Source organism: Komagataeibacter ossonobensis, from assembly GCF_057359305.1.
The window spans coordinates 335905-352682 of sequence record NZ_JBXAYQ010000001.1 but is presented as its reverse complement, the minus strand read 5'-3'; the positions used below and the strand labels follow the sequence as shown (position 1 = coordinate 352682).

The following is a 16778-nucleotide window of genomic DNA, read 5'->3' as shown; positions in this document are numbered from 1 at the left end:
ACCCCGCCTGTCGATATTCTGCCCTGAATACAGATGGGGCCGGACATTCCTGCCCGGCCCCGCCCTGCACAATAACGATGAAATCAGCACTGCATTCAGGCGCCACGCGCCATGGCGGGGGCTTCAAACCCGATCACGCGCGCGTATTCCCTGGGCACGACATGCCAGAAACGCGGCAGGGTCCTGTCCCAGTTATGCAGCAGCAGTTCGGCATAATGGCTGCCGGTTTCGCGCGCATGGGTTTCCACCTGTTCACGCAGCATGGTTTCCCATTTCGGGTCCTGCACGCGGCACCACATGACCGTATCGGGGTTTACCCGCTCGGCAAACGTGCCGCTGGCGTCATAGACAAAGGCCATGCCACCGGTGAAGCCCGCGCCAAAATTGTCGCCAATCTCACCCAGGATCACCACCGTGCCGCCGGTCATGTATTCACAACCGTTGGACCCGCAGCCCTCGACCACCGCAGTCGCACCCGAGTTACGCACCGCGAAACGTTCGCCCGCCTGCCCCGCCGCATACAGCGCACCAGCGGTCGCGCCATACAGGACGGTGTTGCCGACAATCGCGTTTTCATTCGACACAAGGCTGGAGGACGGCGAGGTGCGGACCACAATGGTCGCCCCCGACAGCCCCTTGCCGACATAGTCGTTCGCGTCACCCAGCACCTCCAGCTTGAGGCCCTGCACCGCAAACGCACCCAGCGACTGCCCCGCCGACCCACGCAGCCGCACCGTCAGGTGCCCCGGCGCAAGCGTGGTCATGCCGAACTGCCGCACGATCAGGGACGAAATGCGCGTGCCGATGGCGCGATGCGTGTTCTGCACATTGTACTGCAGCTGCATCTTCTCACCATGATCGAACAGCGGGCGCGCATCCGCGATCATCTGCGCATCCAGCGTCTCGGGCACCTCGTTACGCCCCTCACGCGTGCAGTAACGGCCATAGGGGCCGGGATCGGCCTGTGCCAGCAGCGAATTGAGGTCAAGGTCATCAAGGTAGTCCGCCCCACGCAGCACCTGATGCAGCAGGTCGGTGCGGCCGATGATCTCGTTGAGCGTGGTGAAGCCCAGTGAGGCAAGGATGTTGCGCACGTCCTCGGCAATGAAGGAGAACAGGTTGATGACCTTCTCCGGCGTGCCTTCAAACTTGCGGCGCAGTTCATCGTCCTGCGTGCACACACCCACAGGGCAGGTGTTGGAATGGCACTGGCGCACCATGATGCAGCCCATGGCCACGAGACTGGCCGTGCCGATGCCGAATTCCTCAGCCCCCAGCATGGCGGCGATCACCACGTCACGGCCGGTCTTCAGCCCGCCATCAGTGCGCAGCTTTACGCGGTGGCGCAGGCGGTTGAGCATCAGCACCTGATGCGCCTCCGCCAGCCCCAGTTCCCACGGCATGCCCGCATACTTGACCGAGGATTGCGGGCTTGCGCCCGTGCCGCCGGAATGGCCCGAAATCAGGATCGCATCCGCCTTGGCCTTGGCCACACCGGCAGCAATCGTGCCGATACCCGAACGCGCAACCAGCTTCACGGTCACGGTGGCCTCGGGGTTGATCTGCTTGAGGTCGTAGATCAGCTGGGCCAGATCCTCGATCGAGTAGATGTCGTGATGCGGCGGGGGCGAAATCAGGGTCACACCTTCGGTCGCATGGCGCAGCTTCGCGATCAGGCCGGTCACCTTGAAGCCGGGCAGCTGCCCGCCCTCGCCGGGCTTGGCACCCTGCGCCATCTTGATCTCGATCTCGCGGCAGTCGTTCAGGTACTGCGCGGTCACGCCAAAGCGGCCCGACGCGATCTGCTTGATGGCGGAGGATGCATTGTCCCCATTGGGGCGCGGCCTGGCGCGTGCGGGGTCTTCACCCCCCTCACCCGAATCGGACTTGGCCCCGATGCGGTTCATGGCGATGGACAGCGTCTCATGCGCTTCGGGGCTGAGCGCACCCAGCGAGATGCCGGGCGCAATCAGGCGCTTGCGCAGTTCCGTGATGCTTTCGACCGATTCCACGGGGATGGCCGTGCGCCCGCCACGGAAGTCCAGCAGGTCACGCAGGGCAACCGGCGGCTGGCGGCGCACCGCATCGGCATAACGCTGGTAGACCGAGAAACTGCCGGTGGAGACCGCCGTCTGCAGCATATGGATCAGGTTGCCGTCAAATGCATGCACCTCACCACTACGGCGCAGCTTGTAGCGGCCACCGACGGACAGGGTTTCAACCTGCCTGTTCCATGCCTTGTGGTGGAAGCTGAGCACATTACGCGCGATACCGGTCAGGCCGATGCCGGAAATGCGCGAGGGCATGCCGGGAAAGAATTCCGCCGTCAGAGCACGCGACAGGCCGATGGCCTCGAAATTGTAGCCGCCGCGATACGACGCCACGATGGAAATCCCCATCTTGGACATGATCTTCAGCAGGCCCTTGTTGACCGCCTTGCGGTACCGCTCCACCGATTCGCTCAGCGTCAGCTTGCCGAACAGGCCACGACGGTGGCGGTCGGCAATGCTTTCCTGCGCCAGGTACGGGTTGACCGTGGTCGCCCCCACCCCGATCGTCACCGCGATGGCATGCACATCCAGCGCACCGGCCGAACGGACGTTGAGTGATGTGAACGTGCGCAGCGACTGGCGCACCAGATGCGTATGCACCGCCGCCGTCGCAAGGATCATGGGGATATAGGCACGATCACCGGACTGGTGCTCATCGGTCAGGAACACATGGGTGCAGCCCTGACGCACGCGGTCCTCGGCCTCGGCACGGATGCGGGCGATGGCGGCGCGCAGGCCCGCTTCGCCATCAGCAGCAGGGAAGGTGCAGTCGATGATGCAGGCGTTCTTGCCACAGAAATCGACCAGCGCCTGGAATTCACCCGTGGTCAGCACCGGGGAGGGAAGCTGGAGCAGGTCGCACTGGCTCTCGCTTTCCTCCAGGATGTTGCCAAGGTTTCCCAGGCGGGTCACGAGGCTCATCACCCGCGTTTCACGCAGGCTGTCGATGGGCGGGTTGGTGACCTGGCTGAATGCCTGACGGAAGTAATGCGCAAGCCCGCGATAACGGGTGGACAGCACCGCCAGCGGCGTATCATCCCCCATCGACCCGATGGCTTCGGACGCGTTTTCCACCATCGGCTGCAGGATGGTTTCAAGGTCTTCCAGCGTCAGGCCAACGGCCAACTGGCGGCGGCGCAGCATCTCGGCATCATACAGCACGGGCTCGCTGCCATCGGGGCGGACGATGGAGGAGATTTCCTGCGTGCGCTTGACCCACGACGAGAAATCCTGCCGCCCGGACAGTTCATCGAGCAGTTCCTGGTTGCTGTACAGCTTCGCGGTCTTGAGATCGAGCGCAAGCGACTGCCCCGGCCCAAGGCGGCCACGGCTGACGATCTCGGCCTCGGGCACCTTCACCATGCCGGTCTCGGACCCGACAATCAGCAGGCCGCCATCGGTAATGGTGTAACGCAGGGGACGCAGGCCACTGCGGTCAAGGCCCGCGACCATCCATCGCCCGTCGGTGGCGCACAGGGCGGCCGGCCCATCCCATGGTTCCATCACGGCGTTGCAGTAGGAATACATGTCCTTGTGCCGCTGCGGCATGGCGGAATTGCCACCCACGCTGGCCGGGATCATGAGGCATCGCGCCATGGGCGCGTCACGCCCCGCGAAGGTCAGCAGTTCGAACACGTTGTCAAAGCACGCCGTGTCCGACCCCTGCGCCTGCACCACGGGCTTGAGATCGTCCATATAGGGGTCAAGGATGGGATCGGCCAGGCGGGTTTCGTGGCTTTTCATCCAGTTGACGTTGCCCGAAATGGTGTTGATCTCACCATTATGGGCCAACCTGCGGAACGGCTGCGCCAGCTTCCATGTCGGGAAGGTGTTGGTCGAGTACCGCTGGTGATAGATGGCGAAGCGGCTGACAAAACGCGGATCGAGCAGGTCGGGATAGAATTCCGTCAGGTGTTCGGCCAGGAACATGCCCTTGTAGATCAGCGACCGGCACGACAGCGAACACACATACAGGTCAACCTGATTGGCGATCGCGCTTTTTTCGATCTTGCGGCGGATCACATACAGGTCGCGCTCGAATTCGTCTTCCGTGCTGCCGGGCAGGTTACGGATCAGGATCTGCTCGATCTCGGGGCGGGTGGCGTTGGCCTTTTCCCCGATGCAGTCGGTATTGATGGGCACCTGACGCCAGCCATAAATGCTGTAGCCAAAGGCGAGGATCTCGCTTTCGATGATCTGGCGGCAGCGTTCCTGCGCCGCGATATCGGTCTTGGGCAGGAAGATCATGCCCACCGCGATCTGGCTGTCCACGCCGCTTTCCGCACCGCCGGCATGGATCGCGTCGGCAAAGAAGTCCTGCGGGATCTCGACATGGATGCCGGCGCCATCGCCGGTCTTGCCATCGGCATCGACAGCACCGCGGTGCCACACGGCCTTCAGGGCCGCGATACCGGCTTCCACCACGTCGCGGCGCGGCTTGCCATCCAGGGCCGCGACCATGCCCACGCCACAGGCATCATGTTCATCGGCGGGGGTGTACAGGCCGGAAATGGCCTGCGCGTTGTCCTGCCATTCCTGAACGAAATCGGTGGACTGGTTTTCAAACTGATCCATCATGCTTACTCCGCCACCTCGGCCTGTGCGGCCGTCATTTCCTCAAGCCATGCGTGCATCTGCGCCGCCGCGTCACGCCCGTCGCGAATGGCCCACACCACCAGGCTGGCCCCGCGCACGATGTCACCCGCAGCAAACACGCCGGGCAGGCTGGTCATGAACGTCTTGCGATCGACCATGAGCGTGCCCCAGCGCGAGACCTCCAGTTCCGGCTGGCCCCACAGCGTGGGCAGCGGTTCGGGGTCAAAGCCCAGCGCCTTGACCACCAGGTCGGCTTCCAGCGTGAACGTGCTGTTTTCCACCGGCTCGACCGACTGGCGGCCGGAGGCGTCGGGCAGGCCCAGCTTCATGCGGCTGGCGCGCACGCCGGTCACGGATCCTTCGCCCTCGAACGCCTGGGGGGCTGCCAGCCAGACGAACTCGACACCTTCTTCCTCGGCGTTCTTCACCTCACGCACGGAACCGGGCATGTTGGCACGGTCACGGCGATACAGGCACTTTACCGATTTTGCACCCTGCCGGATGGCGGTGCGCACGCAGTCCATGGCCGTATCGCCACCGCCAATCACCACGACCGACTTGCCCGCCGCATTCAGGTCGCCATTGTCATATTCCGCGACACTGTCACCCAGCGATACGCGGTTGGACGCCGTCAGGTAATCCAGCGCACGCACGATGCCGCCCAGACCCGCGCCGGGACCGCCAATATCACGCGACTTGTACACCCCCGTTGCAATCAGCACGCCGTCATGCCGCGCGCGTAGGGTGGAAAAGGCAATGCTGTCCGCGCCATCGGTATCGCCGACACCCTTGCCCAGATGGAACTGGACGCCGGATTCCACCAGCAGCTTATGTCGGCGCAGGACGATGTCCTTTTCCAGCTTGAAGCCGGGAATGCCATACATCAGCAGGCCGCCAATGCGGTCGTAACGATCATAGACATGGACCTGATAGCCCTGCTCGCGCAGCTGGACCGCGGCGGCAAGGCCGCCGGGACCGGCACCGATGATCGCCACACTCTCATCCCGCTCGGCCACCGGCTTCACCGGCCTGACCCAGCCATTATCAAAGGCGGTATCGGTAATGTAGCGTTCGACCGCGCCGATGGTGACGCTTTCGAATCCTTCCTCGATCACGCAGTTGCCTTCACACAGGCGGTCCTGCGGGCAGATGCGGCCACAGATTTCGGGGAAGGTGTTGGTGGCGGAGGATAGCTCATACGCCTCCTCCATCCGGCCTGCCGCCGTCATCATCAGCCAGTCGGGGATGTTGTTGCCCAGCGGGCAGTGCACCGAACAGAACGGCACGCCGCACTGTGAACAGCGCGAGGCCTGAGTTTCGGCCCTGGCGGGCACGAATTCGGCATAAATCTCGTTAAAGTCCTTGCGGCGCGCCTCGGCAGGCCGTTTGTCCGGCTGCTCCTGCGCCACAGAGACGAATTTCAGCATGCGCTCGGCCATCGGTCTGCCCCTGGTCTGCATAATGGAAGGACGTTCCGGGCGCACGACAGGCACCCGAAGCGAGGAACAGACCTACGCAACACCCCGGATGAATAAAAGACAGTAATGCTGACCTTATTCAAAGAAAACGCCAGAAATGCTCGAAAAATCCAAAGTTCCGGGCCACCTACCCCATCACCAGACCCATAGGGGACGGCGCAATGCCCAGCATGTCGAGCGTGCGCGCACCGGGAGCCACCACATTATCCACATAAAGCAGCCTGACCTGATCGCGTGTCAGCATCTTTCCGGGCAGGTGTTCCAGCACCGTTGCCTGAACACGCGCCAGCCAGCGCGGCACCACGAATAACGGGCGCGGGTGCCCACCCCATCGCGCCGCCCACGCCACGATCTGCCGCATGGTCAGCACCTGCGGGCCACCGAATTCAAAAATGGCGCCCGCCATGTCTGCCCCCGTGGCGATGCGGACCATCCCATCGGCCACATCACCCACCCAGACCGGCTGGAAACGGGTCGTGGCGCCAAATACCGGCATGACCGGCAGGAACCGCGCCATACGCGCGAACATGGCGGGGAAAGCGCCATCCACCCCGAATATCAGCGAGGGGCGGACGATCACGGCCTCCGGCATCGCGCGGCTGACCATGCATTCGCCCTCCGCCTTGCTGCGGGCATAGGCGGAGGGACTGTCGGCACGCGCGCCAAGCGCCGAGACATGGATCAGGCGCTCGACCCCGGATGCGGCAGCCAGCCTTGCCACGCGCGCGGCCCCTTCAACATGGATAGCCTCGAACGTATCGGCGCCGCGGGGGGACAGGATTCCCACAAGGTTGATGACAAGACTGCTGCCCTCGATCGCGGCGACACATGCCTTTTCATCCGTGATGGACGCGACGACAGCCACCACCTGCCCCACATCCCCCAACATGCGCAGTGTCGCCGCGTCCGTGGCCGTGCGCCCGGCAACCCGAACCACATATCCCGCCCGCGCCAGCCGCGCGACCACGGACCGCCCCACGAATCCCGAACCACCAAAAACCGTCGCGACCTTGCGTGTCATAGCCTGCCCCCATCCGTGGCGCCTGATTGCGCCACGCACCGTTTTCCCATTTTACCCGTCACACAGACAGTGATTTCTGCCCCACCCGGACACCTGCCGGGACAGGCAGAAAGAAAAAAATGCGCCTGTTTTCAAAAAAATGCATTTACCCTGTTGACCGTCCCGCCGGGCCGGACTAAACACCCCTCACACCACCCCGGCGGCCTCCGCTGGGGAGCCTCTGAGCCCAGATGGCGGAATTGGTAGACGCGCAGGTTTCAGGTACCTGTGGCCGCAAGGTCGTGGAAGTTCGAGTCTTCTTCTGGGCACCATCACACAAAACTGGTAAAACTCCCCTCTGGGGATGGTCAGGGCAGCCCGTCTCGGGACTGCCCCTTTATCTTTTTGTCTGTTTCCCTGCGCAAATTGGTGTAAACCGCCCACGAATACCCATTTCACTGGCAGGTCCGCACGCACCGCCCCGACCGGGCAGGGATCGTGACATAACGAATGGCTTTCCTTGCGGTTGCGTTCCAGACCTGCCACCGTGAAACCGAATATCGTGACGGAGCATTTTCCATATGGCTGCAAGCCCGGCCCCTGACGCCATTCATTTCCATCGCGGCGACCTGCCGGCCGACGTCACGTTCACCGGCGCCGTGGCTGTTGATACGGAAACAATGGGCCTGAACCCGCACCGGGACCGGCTGTGCCTTGTGCAGCTTTCAGGTGGGGACGGGCATGCCCACCTGGTTCAGGTGCCCGCAGGCATCACGGCGGCGGACTGTCCCAACCTGGTGCGCGTGCTGACCGACCCCACGTTGCCCAAGCTCATGCATTTCGCCCGCTTTGACGTGGCGATCCTGCAGCATACCCTTGGCATCACGGTTGCGCCGAACATCTGCACCAAGATCGCCTCCAAACTGGTGCGGACCTATACCGACCGCCATGGGCTCGCGCATCTGTGCCGTGAACTGCTGGGGGTGGAACTGAGCAAGCAGCAGCAGAGTTCAGACTGGGGCGCGCCCGAACTGACACCGGAACAGCGGGCCTATGCCGCATCCGACGTACTGTACCTGCATGCCCTGTGGGCAAAGCTGGAGGCGTTGCTGCACCGTGAAAACCGTCGCGAACTGGCACAGGCCTGTTACGATTTCCTTCCGACCCGCGCCCGTCTGGACATCCTTGGCTACGTGGATCCGGACATTTTCGCGCATCGCGCAGCCTGATAATGGTTCCGGCGTTTGACCGGAAACCATTTCACGACAATACAGACCTGGCATGAACAGCAGCCTTTCACCCACCTTCCCCGTCGTTGAAGAAAGCGTGCCGCAGGTACAGGCCCGCATGCTCAGTGAAGCATGCAGCGTGCTGCGCACCGAATCCGCTGGCCTCCAGGCCATGATTACCGCCATGGAAACATCCGGCCCCAATGGAGAGGGCGGGCTGGGTCCAGCCTTTGTCAGAACGGTGGAGCACATTCTGGCGGACAACATGCGCGTGGTGGTAACGGGCATTGGCAAGTCGGGGCATATCGGGCGCAAGATCCAGGCGACCCTTGCCTCCACCGGCACGCCCGCCATTTTCGTGCATCCGGCCGAAGCCTCGCACGGGGACCTGGGCATGCTGCAGCGCGGGGATGCGGTACTCGCCATTTCCAATTCCGGCGAAACGGCGGAAATGGCCGACCTGATTTCCCATACACGCCGTTTTGGCATGCTGCTGATCGCCATGACATCGCACCCGGAGTCCACGCTGGCCCGCACGGCCGATATCGTGCTGCCACTGCCCCATGCGCCCGAAGCCTGCCCCAACGGGCTGGCGCCAACCACCAGTTCCACCATGCAGCTTGCGCTGGGGGATGCGCTGGCCATCGTGCTGCTGCAGCGCCGCCGGTTCAGCGCCAGTGATTTCGGCATTTTCCACCCCGGCGGCCGACTGGGCACACAGCTGCGCCGGGTGCGTGAACTCATGCATACGGGCGAAAGCATGCCGCTGGGTCCCCCCACCATGCCGGTACGGCAGGTCATCATGGAAATGACCCGCAAGGCCTTTGGCTGCATGGGCGTGGTGGATGCGAAAAACCGGCTGACCGGGCTGATTACCGACCGCGACCTGCGTATTGCGCTGGAACAGGACCTGGACCACACCTGTGCCACCGACATCATGAATGCCAGACCGCAGACCATTGGCCCCGACATGCTGGCGGCAGAAGCGCTGCGCATCATGAATGACCGCCCCCGCCCCATTTCCAGCATTTTCGTGCTGGATAATGAAAATCACCCTGTCGGCATCCTTCACCTTCATGACCTGCTGCGTGCTGGCGTTGCATGACCGAACAGCCGGACGACAGGGACGACGGGACCGATCCCAACCATATCCAGCGTGAGGACTACGCCCGCAGCGCGGCCGACATCGAACGCCAGCGCAGCATATTCGACCAGTCCACACGGACGCGCCTGCTGCCCAATGCCGCCGACCTGGCCCGGCGGCAGACCATCCTGCGTTCGGCCAAGTGGATGCTGCCGCTTCTGGCACTCATACTGCTGGGTTCCATCGCCGCATGGCCGGCAGTGCAGCGCGCGGTCATCATGCATACCGGCACCATGGCGCAGATGAGCCATGTGCGCGTGAAAAGCGGCAGCATGCTCAACCCCACCTATCGCGGGCTGGATGACCATGGCCGCCCCTACATGATCACCGCGGACGAGGCGCGCCAGATCTCGACCGAACGGATTGACCTGAGCAACCCGGCTGCCGATACATTGATGGATAACGGGAACTGGCTGTATGTCACCGCGCATGACGGCGTCTATATCCAGCATGCGCAGATCCTGGACCTGATGCATGATGTCACGCTGTACCGCAATGACGGGACCCTCATGCTCAGCCCCTCGGCCGATATGGACATGCGTCACAACATCGTCGTATCCGATGACTGGATCCATGCCGAAGGCCCCATAGGACAGATTGACGTACAGGGCGGCATGCTGGACACACGCGGCGGCATCATGCTGTTTCGCGGGCCGGGCCGCATGATCCTCAACGCAGCGGAAAGATCGAACTGATGGCGCGCGCAACATTCCGCCTGCCGCTTGGCAGCGTCCTTGTGGGACTGGTGGCGGCACATCCCGTCATGGCGCAGGGACTGGACATGTCCCACGGCCAGCAGATCAACGTCACCGCCGCCGGTGGCTTCGACTGGGACCAGAACGCGCAGACCGTCACCGCCTATGAGCGTGCACAGGCCATCCGTGGCGACATGACCGTACGCGCGGACAGACTGGTCGCCTTCTACCGCAAGAAGGCCACGACCACGCCGGCAAAGACCACGTCCCCCGCCACGCCACAGGCTGCCCCGGCCGGGCCGCCAGGGGCCGACGCACCACTGGCCGCCCATCTGGGCGTTGCCCCCCCGCTGGAAACCCGCCGTCCCCACATAACGGACAACGCGCCACAGGCGGCAGGCGACACCCCACCCGCCGCGACACCGCAGGCCACGCCAGCGGCACCGGCCACACCTGTCACGCCAGCCGCCCCCGCTGGCGCCGATCCCGATGTGGACACCAGCCTGACCACGACATCCGACACCCTGCCGCAGGACATGCCCACGCCCGATGCCCCGGCGCCAGCGGGCGTTCCCGGCGGCCAGCCTGGTCCCGCCACGGGAAATGGCGCGGGCGGTGGCGACGGATCGGGTGGCGCCAGCGAGGTCTACCGCCTGGAAGCAATCGGCCATGTCCATTCCTTCAACACGAATGACCAGGCATGGGGCGACCATGCGGTCTATGACGTGGACCAGGCGATCCTGGTCATGACCGGCCAGCACCTGAAGATGACCACGCCACAGGATATCCTGACCGCGCGCGACGTGCTGGAATACCATTCGCACGAACACATGTCGGTCGCCCGTGGCAACGCCACCATGACCACCAATGACGGGCGGCAGCTGCGCGCCGACGTGCTGGTCGGGTATGACAGGCCAAAGGCGCAGCGCAGCAACCCGCGCCGCGAATGGGACGCCACCCACCCCGATGGCAACGCCCCACAGGGCGCAACCCGCGTGGACGATCGTCCGGCCCCCGGGGCCGGGACGGTCGACCATGTCGATGCCTTCGGCCATATCGTGATCCGCACCCGCACCGAGACCATAACCGGCGACCGGGGCGTATACGTGCCCGATACGGGCATTGCCCGTCTGGTTGGCAACGTGCATATCACCCGTGGGGAAAATCAGGTCAGCGGCACGTCGGCCATCGTGAACATGCACACCGATATCGCAACGCTGACCGATAACCCCGGCTCACGTGTCAGCGGCCTGGTCATTCCGAACCAGGCGGGCAAGGGTGACAAGGGATCAGCAAGATGAACACGACATCCCCGGCCGACCAGGCCACCACCGAACAGCCGATCCCCGCAGCCGATGCGGGGCTGATCGCCAGCGGTATCGGCAAGAGCTACAAGAAACGGCAGGTCGTGCGCGATGTCTCGCTGCAGGTCCAGCGGGGCGAGGCCGTGGCCCTGCTGGGTCCGAACGGCGCGGGCAAGACCACCAGCTTCTACATGATCGTGGGGCTGGTGCGCCCCGATATGGGCACGATCACGCTGGATGGCGCGGATATCACCCAGTTGCCCATGTACCGCCGCGCCCGCATGGGCATTGGCTACCTGCCGCAGGAATCGAGCATTTTCCGTGGCCTGAATGTTGAACAGAACATCATGGCGGCGCTGGAGATCGTGGAACCGGACCGGGACCGGCGGCAGACGATGCTCGATGGGCTGCTGGGGGAATTCGGCATTACCCGGCTGCGGCATTCATCCTCCCTCGCCCTGTCGGGTGGTGAGCGGCGGCGGCTGGAAATCGCCCGCGCGCTGGCCAGCCAGCCGCATTACATCCTGCTGGACGAACCGCTGGCCGGTATTGACCCCATCGCGGTGGGCGAAATCCGTGACCTTGTCGCCCATCTGAAGGATCGCGGCATCGGGGTGCTGATTACCGATCATAACGTGCGTGAGACGCTGGAAGTGATCGACCGGGCCTACATCATGCACAGCGGACAGGTGCTGACCGAAGGACGGCCCGAGGAAATCGTGGCGAACGAAGACGTGCGCCGCGTCTATCTGGGTGAAAAATTCACGCTGTAGGTCCGCATGCACCACCCCTGTGTGACAGGGCGTATGCGCAAGGGGAAGGCCAAGGAAAAAACCTGTGGTCTTTTATGCAAGGAAGGCATGGACAGCAACGGTGCAACCATGCCCAAATGTACCCGTTCGGGACCATGTGCCCGACAGGCACAACGCAACCGCCACCAGCACGCAGCCCGCATGGGAGCAGGATCGTCCCCCTCAATTTCATGACCATTGACTGAAACGACCGTATTCCGTCTCCCGCATGCGACTGCGTTGTGATCATGTAAGGAGTTACCCCTTATGCACATCAGTGTTGCCGGAAAGCAGATCGACCTGTCCGATGCCCTGAAACACCGGGTAAGCGCCCATCTGGACCGCATTTCGGAAAAGTATTTCGGGCAGGCCATGGAGGCACGCGTTACCTTCAGCCGCGCACGTTCGTTTTTTACCTGTGACATCAACCTGCACGCCACACGCGGCCTGACCCTGCGTGGTGAGGGTGAGGCGGCGGACGCCCACTCCGCCTTTGACGACGCAGCCGAACACATTGCCCGGCGCCTGCGCCGTTATCACCGCAAGGCCACGAATCACGGCCACCTGAAGGTCCGCCAGCAGGTACCCGAAATCGGTCGTGGCTATGTGCTGCGCCCCGGCATGGCCGAACCGCTTGCCGCCGCCGAGGAAGACGGCGTGGCCGAGGATGAGGACGCGGCGCTGCCACCCGCCGGTCCCTATGCCACAATCATTGCCGAACATCCGACCGAGATCCCGGCCCTGAGCGTGAGCGAGGCCGTAATGCGCCTTGACCTGGCGGACAGCCAGATCCAGCTTTTCCGCAACACCAAGACCGATACCGTCAACGTGCTGTACCGCAGGCTGGACGGCAATATCGGCTGGCTTGACCCATCCCTGCGTCAGGCCGGCTGACACGACAGGCCAGTCCGCCGGATCCGCGCGGGCTGGCAGCACCCCATAATGCAAATGGCCCTGCCCCGAAAACCGGGACAGGGCCATTGCCTTATCTGGTGTGATACAGTGCCTAGTGCAGCGGCACCGGCATCATTTCGTGCTGGAGAATGGCGTTTATGGCCGTCTCCCTGTCGTCCGTCACTGCCATGGGAGTGCCGTCAGCGGCATGGATGGCAAACCCGGCTTCGCCCTCGACTTCCACCGCACGGATGTAGGCCACCGATTCCATACCCAGACCGCGCAGTTCCGAGGTGCTGATGACCGGTGCGGCATTCACCACATCATTCTGCAGCAGCACCCGGCCATTCTGTGTTGTGACTCTCATCGCGTTCTCTCCTGCATCATGAAGGGACGGTCGTCCCTTCCCATCTGCATCGCAATATGGGCCGTTACATTACGGCGTACGCTGTTATTCCTCGTCAATGACCCTCACAACACGTTGCTTGCGTCCGGCGGGTACGTCCACCACCGGCGCCACACGATCGCGTGACGGTGGGGCTGCGGGCGCGCGACCGATCTCGATCTTGCGCACACGTACTTCCGGCTGCGGGCGGGCCAGTTCGATATGCAGCAGGCCGTTATCCATCCACGCGCCACCGACCTCGATTCCCTCGGCCAGTACGAACGCCTTCTGGAACTGGCGGGCGGCAATGCCACGGTGCAGGAAGATCCGTCCCTGCCCGTCGTCGCTCTGCCGGCCACGAATGACCAGCTGGTTGTCTTCCTGTGTGATATGCAGGTCTTCCATCACAAACCCCGCCACCGCCAGCGTAATGCGCAGGGTCGTGGGGCTGACCTGTTCTATATTATAGGGCGGATACCCGTCCGACGCGTTTTTAGATGCGCGTTCAAGCATCTGCTCCAGATGGTCAAACCCGAGGAACATGGGTGACCCGAAAACTCTACCCGACAAATCGGCCTCCTCTGCTGCGAGCGAGACAAGAAACGAAAAACGGACCCGAAACAGCATCCGCATCCCGTCCCTTCACGATATGGGAGAATAATAGCCATGCGCAAGGGGAGGATACCACGCACGCGCCATGGCATTTTGGCCGCATCCCCTCTGGCATCCCATGTGGGGACACGCTAAATGGCAGTCTATGATTGATCATGATGTCATCGCTCAGGCGACCCCCATGCCGATCCTGGTCGCACCCCAGGCGGTCCTGCGCCAGAAAACCCGCCTTGTCCGCCCCGAGGACATGGGCGAACTGCGCACCATCATTCCCCGCATGTTTGCGGCCATGTACCAGGCCCCCGGCATCGGCCTGGCCGCCCCGCAGGTCGGTCTTGGCATGCGGTTTGCCATCGTGGACGTGGCCGACAAGGACGAGGCGCGCAACCCGCTGGTGCTGATCAACCCCGAAGTGATCGCCGAGACGGACGCCATGGCCGTGCGTGAGGAAGGCTGCCTGTCGCTGCCCAACCAGTATGCCGAGGTCATCCGCCCTGAAGCCGTGCGCGTGCGCTATCAGGACATGGATGGCAAGATGCAGGAACTGGAAGCTGATGACCTGCTGGCCACCTGCCTGCAGCATGAGATCGACCATCTGGAAGGCATCCTGTTTGTCGATCACCTGTCCACACTCAAGCGCAACATGATCATGCGCCGCCTGGCCAAGGAACAGCGCCAGAAGCACTGATCGCGCCGGTCGCGACCACACAGTCCGGAACCGGGGGTGACACCAGACGGGTTCCGGCCCAGCCTGAACGGATTCCAACGCCATGCGACTGGCCTTCATGGGTACGCCTGATTTCGCGGTGCCCGCCCTGCGTGCCCTGCATGAGGCCGGGCATGATATCGTGACCGTCTACAGCCAGCCCCCCCGCCCTGCCGGGCGTGGAAAGAAGCTGCGCCCCTCCCCCGTGCAGACTGCCGCGGAAGAACTGGGGCTTCCCGTCCGCACGCCACTGTCGCTGCGGCGCAATGTGGAAGAACACGCGTATTTCCGTGACCTGAAGCTGGATGCCGCCGTAGTCGCGGCCTATGGCCTGATCCTGCCGGTGGCCATGCTGGATGCCCCCGAGCGGGGTTGCCTGAACATCCATGCCAGCCTGCTGCCACGCTGGCGCGGTGCGGCCCCGATACAGGCCGCCATCCTGGCCGGTGACAGCGAAAGTGGCGTCACCATCATGCAGATGGATGCAGGACTGGATACCGGCGCCATGCTGCTGCGCGACCATGTGACACTGACAGCGCACACTACCGCCAACACGCTGCATGATGACCTTGCGGCCATGGGCGGGCGGCTGATTGTCGACGTCCTGAACCGTCCTGCCTTTCCCGGCACACCGCAGCCTGAAGCAGGCGTCACCTATGTCCAGCGCCTGAGCCGTGAGGACGGGCGCATCGACTGGACCCGTCCCGCCGCTGACATTGACCGGCAGGTGCGGGCGCTGACGCCATGGCCCGGCACTTTTACCGTAATGGGTGGGGAAGTCATCAAGATCGGGGCGGTAAGCCTTGAGAATTCAGTCCTGTCCCCATTCGTTACGCAGATGGCCCGCATTATGGAGCGTGGGTGGATCAACAACATGCGGGTCGTGCCTGGAATGGTGTTGGATAACCAGCTTCTCGTAGCCTGTGGCAACGGCACCACGCTGCGCATCACCCGCCTGCAGCGTCCTGGACGCGGCATGATGGAAGCCGCCGATTTCCTGCGCGGGCAGGCTGTCGCCCCCGGCACGCGTTTTGGGACAGAGACATCCAATGTCTGAAGCCCCGCCCGCGCGTCCCGGTGACGCCGCCCCGCCATCGGTCTGCCGCTGGGCGGTGCTAATGGAATATGACGGGCGCGGCTTTGTCGGCTGGCAACGCCAGCAGGCGGAACACCTGACCTCGATACAGGGCCTTCTGGAAGATGCCGCGAAGAACCTGACCGCCGGGCGTACCGTGCGCAGCATCACTGCAGGCCGCACGGATGCGGGCGTGCATGCCAGCGGACAGGTCGCACATCTGGATTTCCCGGCCGACGTCACACTGTCCACCGCCACGGTGCGGGACGGACTGAATTTCTACATGAAGCCCCACCCGGTCGTGGTGCTGATGGCGCGCCCGGTGCTACCGCACTGGAATGCACGTTTTTCCGCGTGTTCACGCGCCTATCGCTACCGGATCCTCAACCGTGCCGCCCGCCCGGCGCTGGAGGAAGGCCATGTCTGGCATGTCCGCGCACCGCTGGATGCGGATGTAATGCACAGCGCTGCCCAGTCGCTGGTGGGACGGCATGATTTTACGTCCTTCCGTGCCTCGGCCTGTCAGGCGCGCAGCCCGGTGCGTTCGATCGACCGGCTGGAGGTGCGGCGCGCAGGCGAATATGTGGTGATTGAAGCCGAAGCCCGTTCCTTCCTGCACCATCAGGTGCGTAACATGGCCGGGACGCTGAAACTGGTCGGTGAAGGCCGCTGGGCACCGGAACGGGTGGAACAGGCCCTTGCGGCGCGTGACCGCCGCGCGGGTGGTCCGACCGCCCCGCCGGAAGGCCTGTGCCTGACAGGTGTGGGTTACGAGGAAAATCCCTTCAGCCGCTGACCTGCGTGGTAACCAGCAAAAGT

At 63.6% G+C, this 16778-nt stretch carries 14 protein-coding genes and 1 tRNA gene; 10 read left to right on the top strand and 5 right to left on the bottom strand.

The window, feature by feature from the left end; translation table 11 throughout:
• Window positions 1-95 precede the first annotated feature (95 nt).
• The 3 genes from gltB to AC1RQ9_RS01605 all read right to left on the bottom strand — a co-directional run bounded on the left by gltB (window position 96) and on the right by AC1RQ9_RS01605 (window position 7145).
• Complete coding sequence (gene gltB, locus AC1RQ9_RS01615) at window positions 96-4628, bottom strand: glutamate synthase large subunit (protein ID WP_485985315.1); 4533 nt, start codon at window positions 4626-4628, stop codon at window positions 96-98.
• A 2-nt stretch (window positions 4629-4630) separates the two neighbouring features.
• Window positions 4631-6085 (bottom strand): NAD(P)-dependent oxidoreductase, encoded by a 1455-nt coding sequence (locus AC1RQ9_RS01610; protein WP_485985314.1) that lies wholly within the window; start codon window positions 6083-6085, stop codon window positions 4631-4633.
• Between the two features lie 166 nt (window positions 6086-6251).
• Window positions 6252-7145, bottom strand: a complete 894-nt coding sequence (locus AC1RQ9_RS01605) for a complex I NDUFA9 subunit family protein (protein WP_193733692.1) — start codon at window positions 7143-7145, stop codon at window positions 6252-6254.
• A gap of 224 nt (window positions 7146-7369) precedes the next feature.
• Between AC1RQ9_RS01605 and AC1RQ9_RS01600 the strand changes: the two genes are divergently transcribed.
• The 7 genes from AC1RQ9_RS01600 (at window position 7370) to hpf (ending at window position 13181) form a co-directional block, all read left to right on the top strand.
• Window positions 7370-7456, top strand: a tRNA-Leu gene (locus AC1RQ9_RS01600).
• A 249-nt stretch (window positions 7457-7705) separates the two neighbouring features.
• Window positions 7706-8353, top strand: coding sequence for a ribonuclease D (locus AC1RQ9_RS01595; RefSeq protein ID WP_485985313.1), 648 nt, complete (start codon window positions 7706-7708; stop codon window positions 8351-8353).
• Between the two features lie 52 nt (window positions 8354-8405).
• Window positions 8406-9458 carry a KpsF/GutQ family sugar-phosphate isomerase gene (locus AC1RQ9_RS01590; RefSeq protein ID WP_485985312.1) on the top strand — a complete coding sequence of 351 codons (1053 nt, stop codon included), beginning with the start codon at window positions 8406-8408 and terminating at the stop codon, window positions 9456-9458.
• Window positions 9455-10192 (top strand): LPS export ABC transporter periplasmic protein LptC, encoded by a 738-nt coding sequence (lptC, locus tag AC1RQ9_RS01585; RefSeq protein WP_193733689.1) that lies wholly within the window; start codon window positions 9455-9457, stop codon window positions 10190-10192. Before AC1RQ9_RS01590 ends, lptC begins: the two co-directional genes overlap by 4 nt.
• On the top strand, window positions 10192-11493 hold the full coding sequence (locus AC1RQ9_RS01580) for a hypothetical protein (RefSeq protein WP_485985311.1): 1302 nt from the start codon (window positions 10192-10194) through the stop codon (window positions 11491-11493). The genes lptC and AC1RQ9_RS01580 overlap by 1 nt, the downstream gene beginning before the upstream one ends.
• Window positions 11490-12269, top strand: coding sequence for an LPS export ABC transporter ATP-binding protein (gene lptB / locus AC1RQ9_RS01575; protein WP_193733683.1), 780 nt, complete (start codon window positions 11490-11492; stop codon window positions 12267-12269). Before AC1RQ9_RS01580 ends, lptB begins: the two co-directional genes overlap by 4 nt.
• 285 nt (window positions 12270-12554) lie before the next feature.
• A complete protein-coding gene (gene hpf, locus AC1RQ9_RS01570) occupies window positions 12555-13181 on the top strand; it encodes a ribosome hibernation-promoting factor, HPF/YfiA family (RefSeq protein ID WP_485985310.1) in 627 nt (208 codons plus the stop codon).
• Between the two features lie 112 nt (window positions 13182-13293).
• Here the strand turns inward: hpf and AC1RQ9_RS01565 are convergent, their stop codons facing one another.
• Together AC1RQ9_RS01565 and AC1RQ9_RS01560 are read right to left on the bottom strand one after the other, a co-directional pair.
• Window positions 13294-13548, bottom strand: a complete 255-nt coding sequence (locus AC1RQ9_RS01565; RefSeq protein WP_193733681.1) for a DUF1150 family protein — start codon at window positions 13546-13548, stop codon at window positions 13294-13296.
• Between the two features lie 84 nt (window positions 13549-13632).
• Window positions 13633-14109, bottom strand: coding sequence for an Hsp20 family protein (locus AC1RQ9_RS01560; RefSeq protein ID WP_193733688.1), 477 nt, complete (start codon window positions 14107-14109; stop codon window positions 13633-13635).
• A gap of 214 nt (window positions 14110-14323) precedes the next feature.
• On the opposite strand from AC1RQ9_RS01560, the gene def reads away from it, so the two are divergent.
• The 3 genes from def to truA all read left to right on the top strand — a co-directional run bounded on the left by def (window position 14324) and on the right by truA (window position 16755).
• Window positions 14324-14866, top strand: coding sequence for a peptide deformylase (gene def, locus AC1RQ9_RS01555; RefSeq protein ID WP_193733680.1), 543 nt, complete (start codon window positions 14324-14326; stop codon window positions 14864-14866).
• Between the two features lie 82 nt (window positions 14867-14948).
• On the top strand, window positions 14949-15941 hold the full coding sequence (fmt, locus tag AC1RQ9_RS01550) for a methionyl-tRNA formyltransferase (RefSeq protein WP_485985309.1): 993 nt from the start codon (window positions 14949-14951) through the stop codon (window positions 15939-15941).
• The gene (gene truA, locus AC1RQ9_RS01545) at window positions 15934-16755 is read left to right on the top strand and encodes a tRNA pseudouridine(38-40) synthase TruA (protein ID WP_485985308.1); all 822 of its coding nucleotides are present in this window, start codon (window positions 15934-15936) and stop codon (window positions 16753-16755) included. Before fmt ends, truA begins: the two co-directional genes overlap by 8 nt.
• Window positions 16756-16778: the final 23 nt, after the last annotated feature.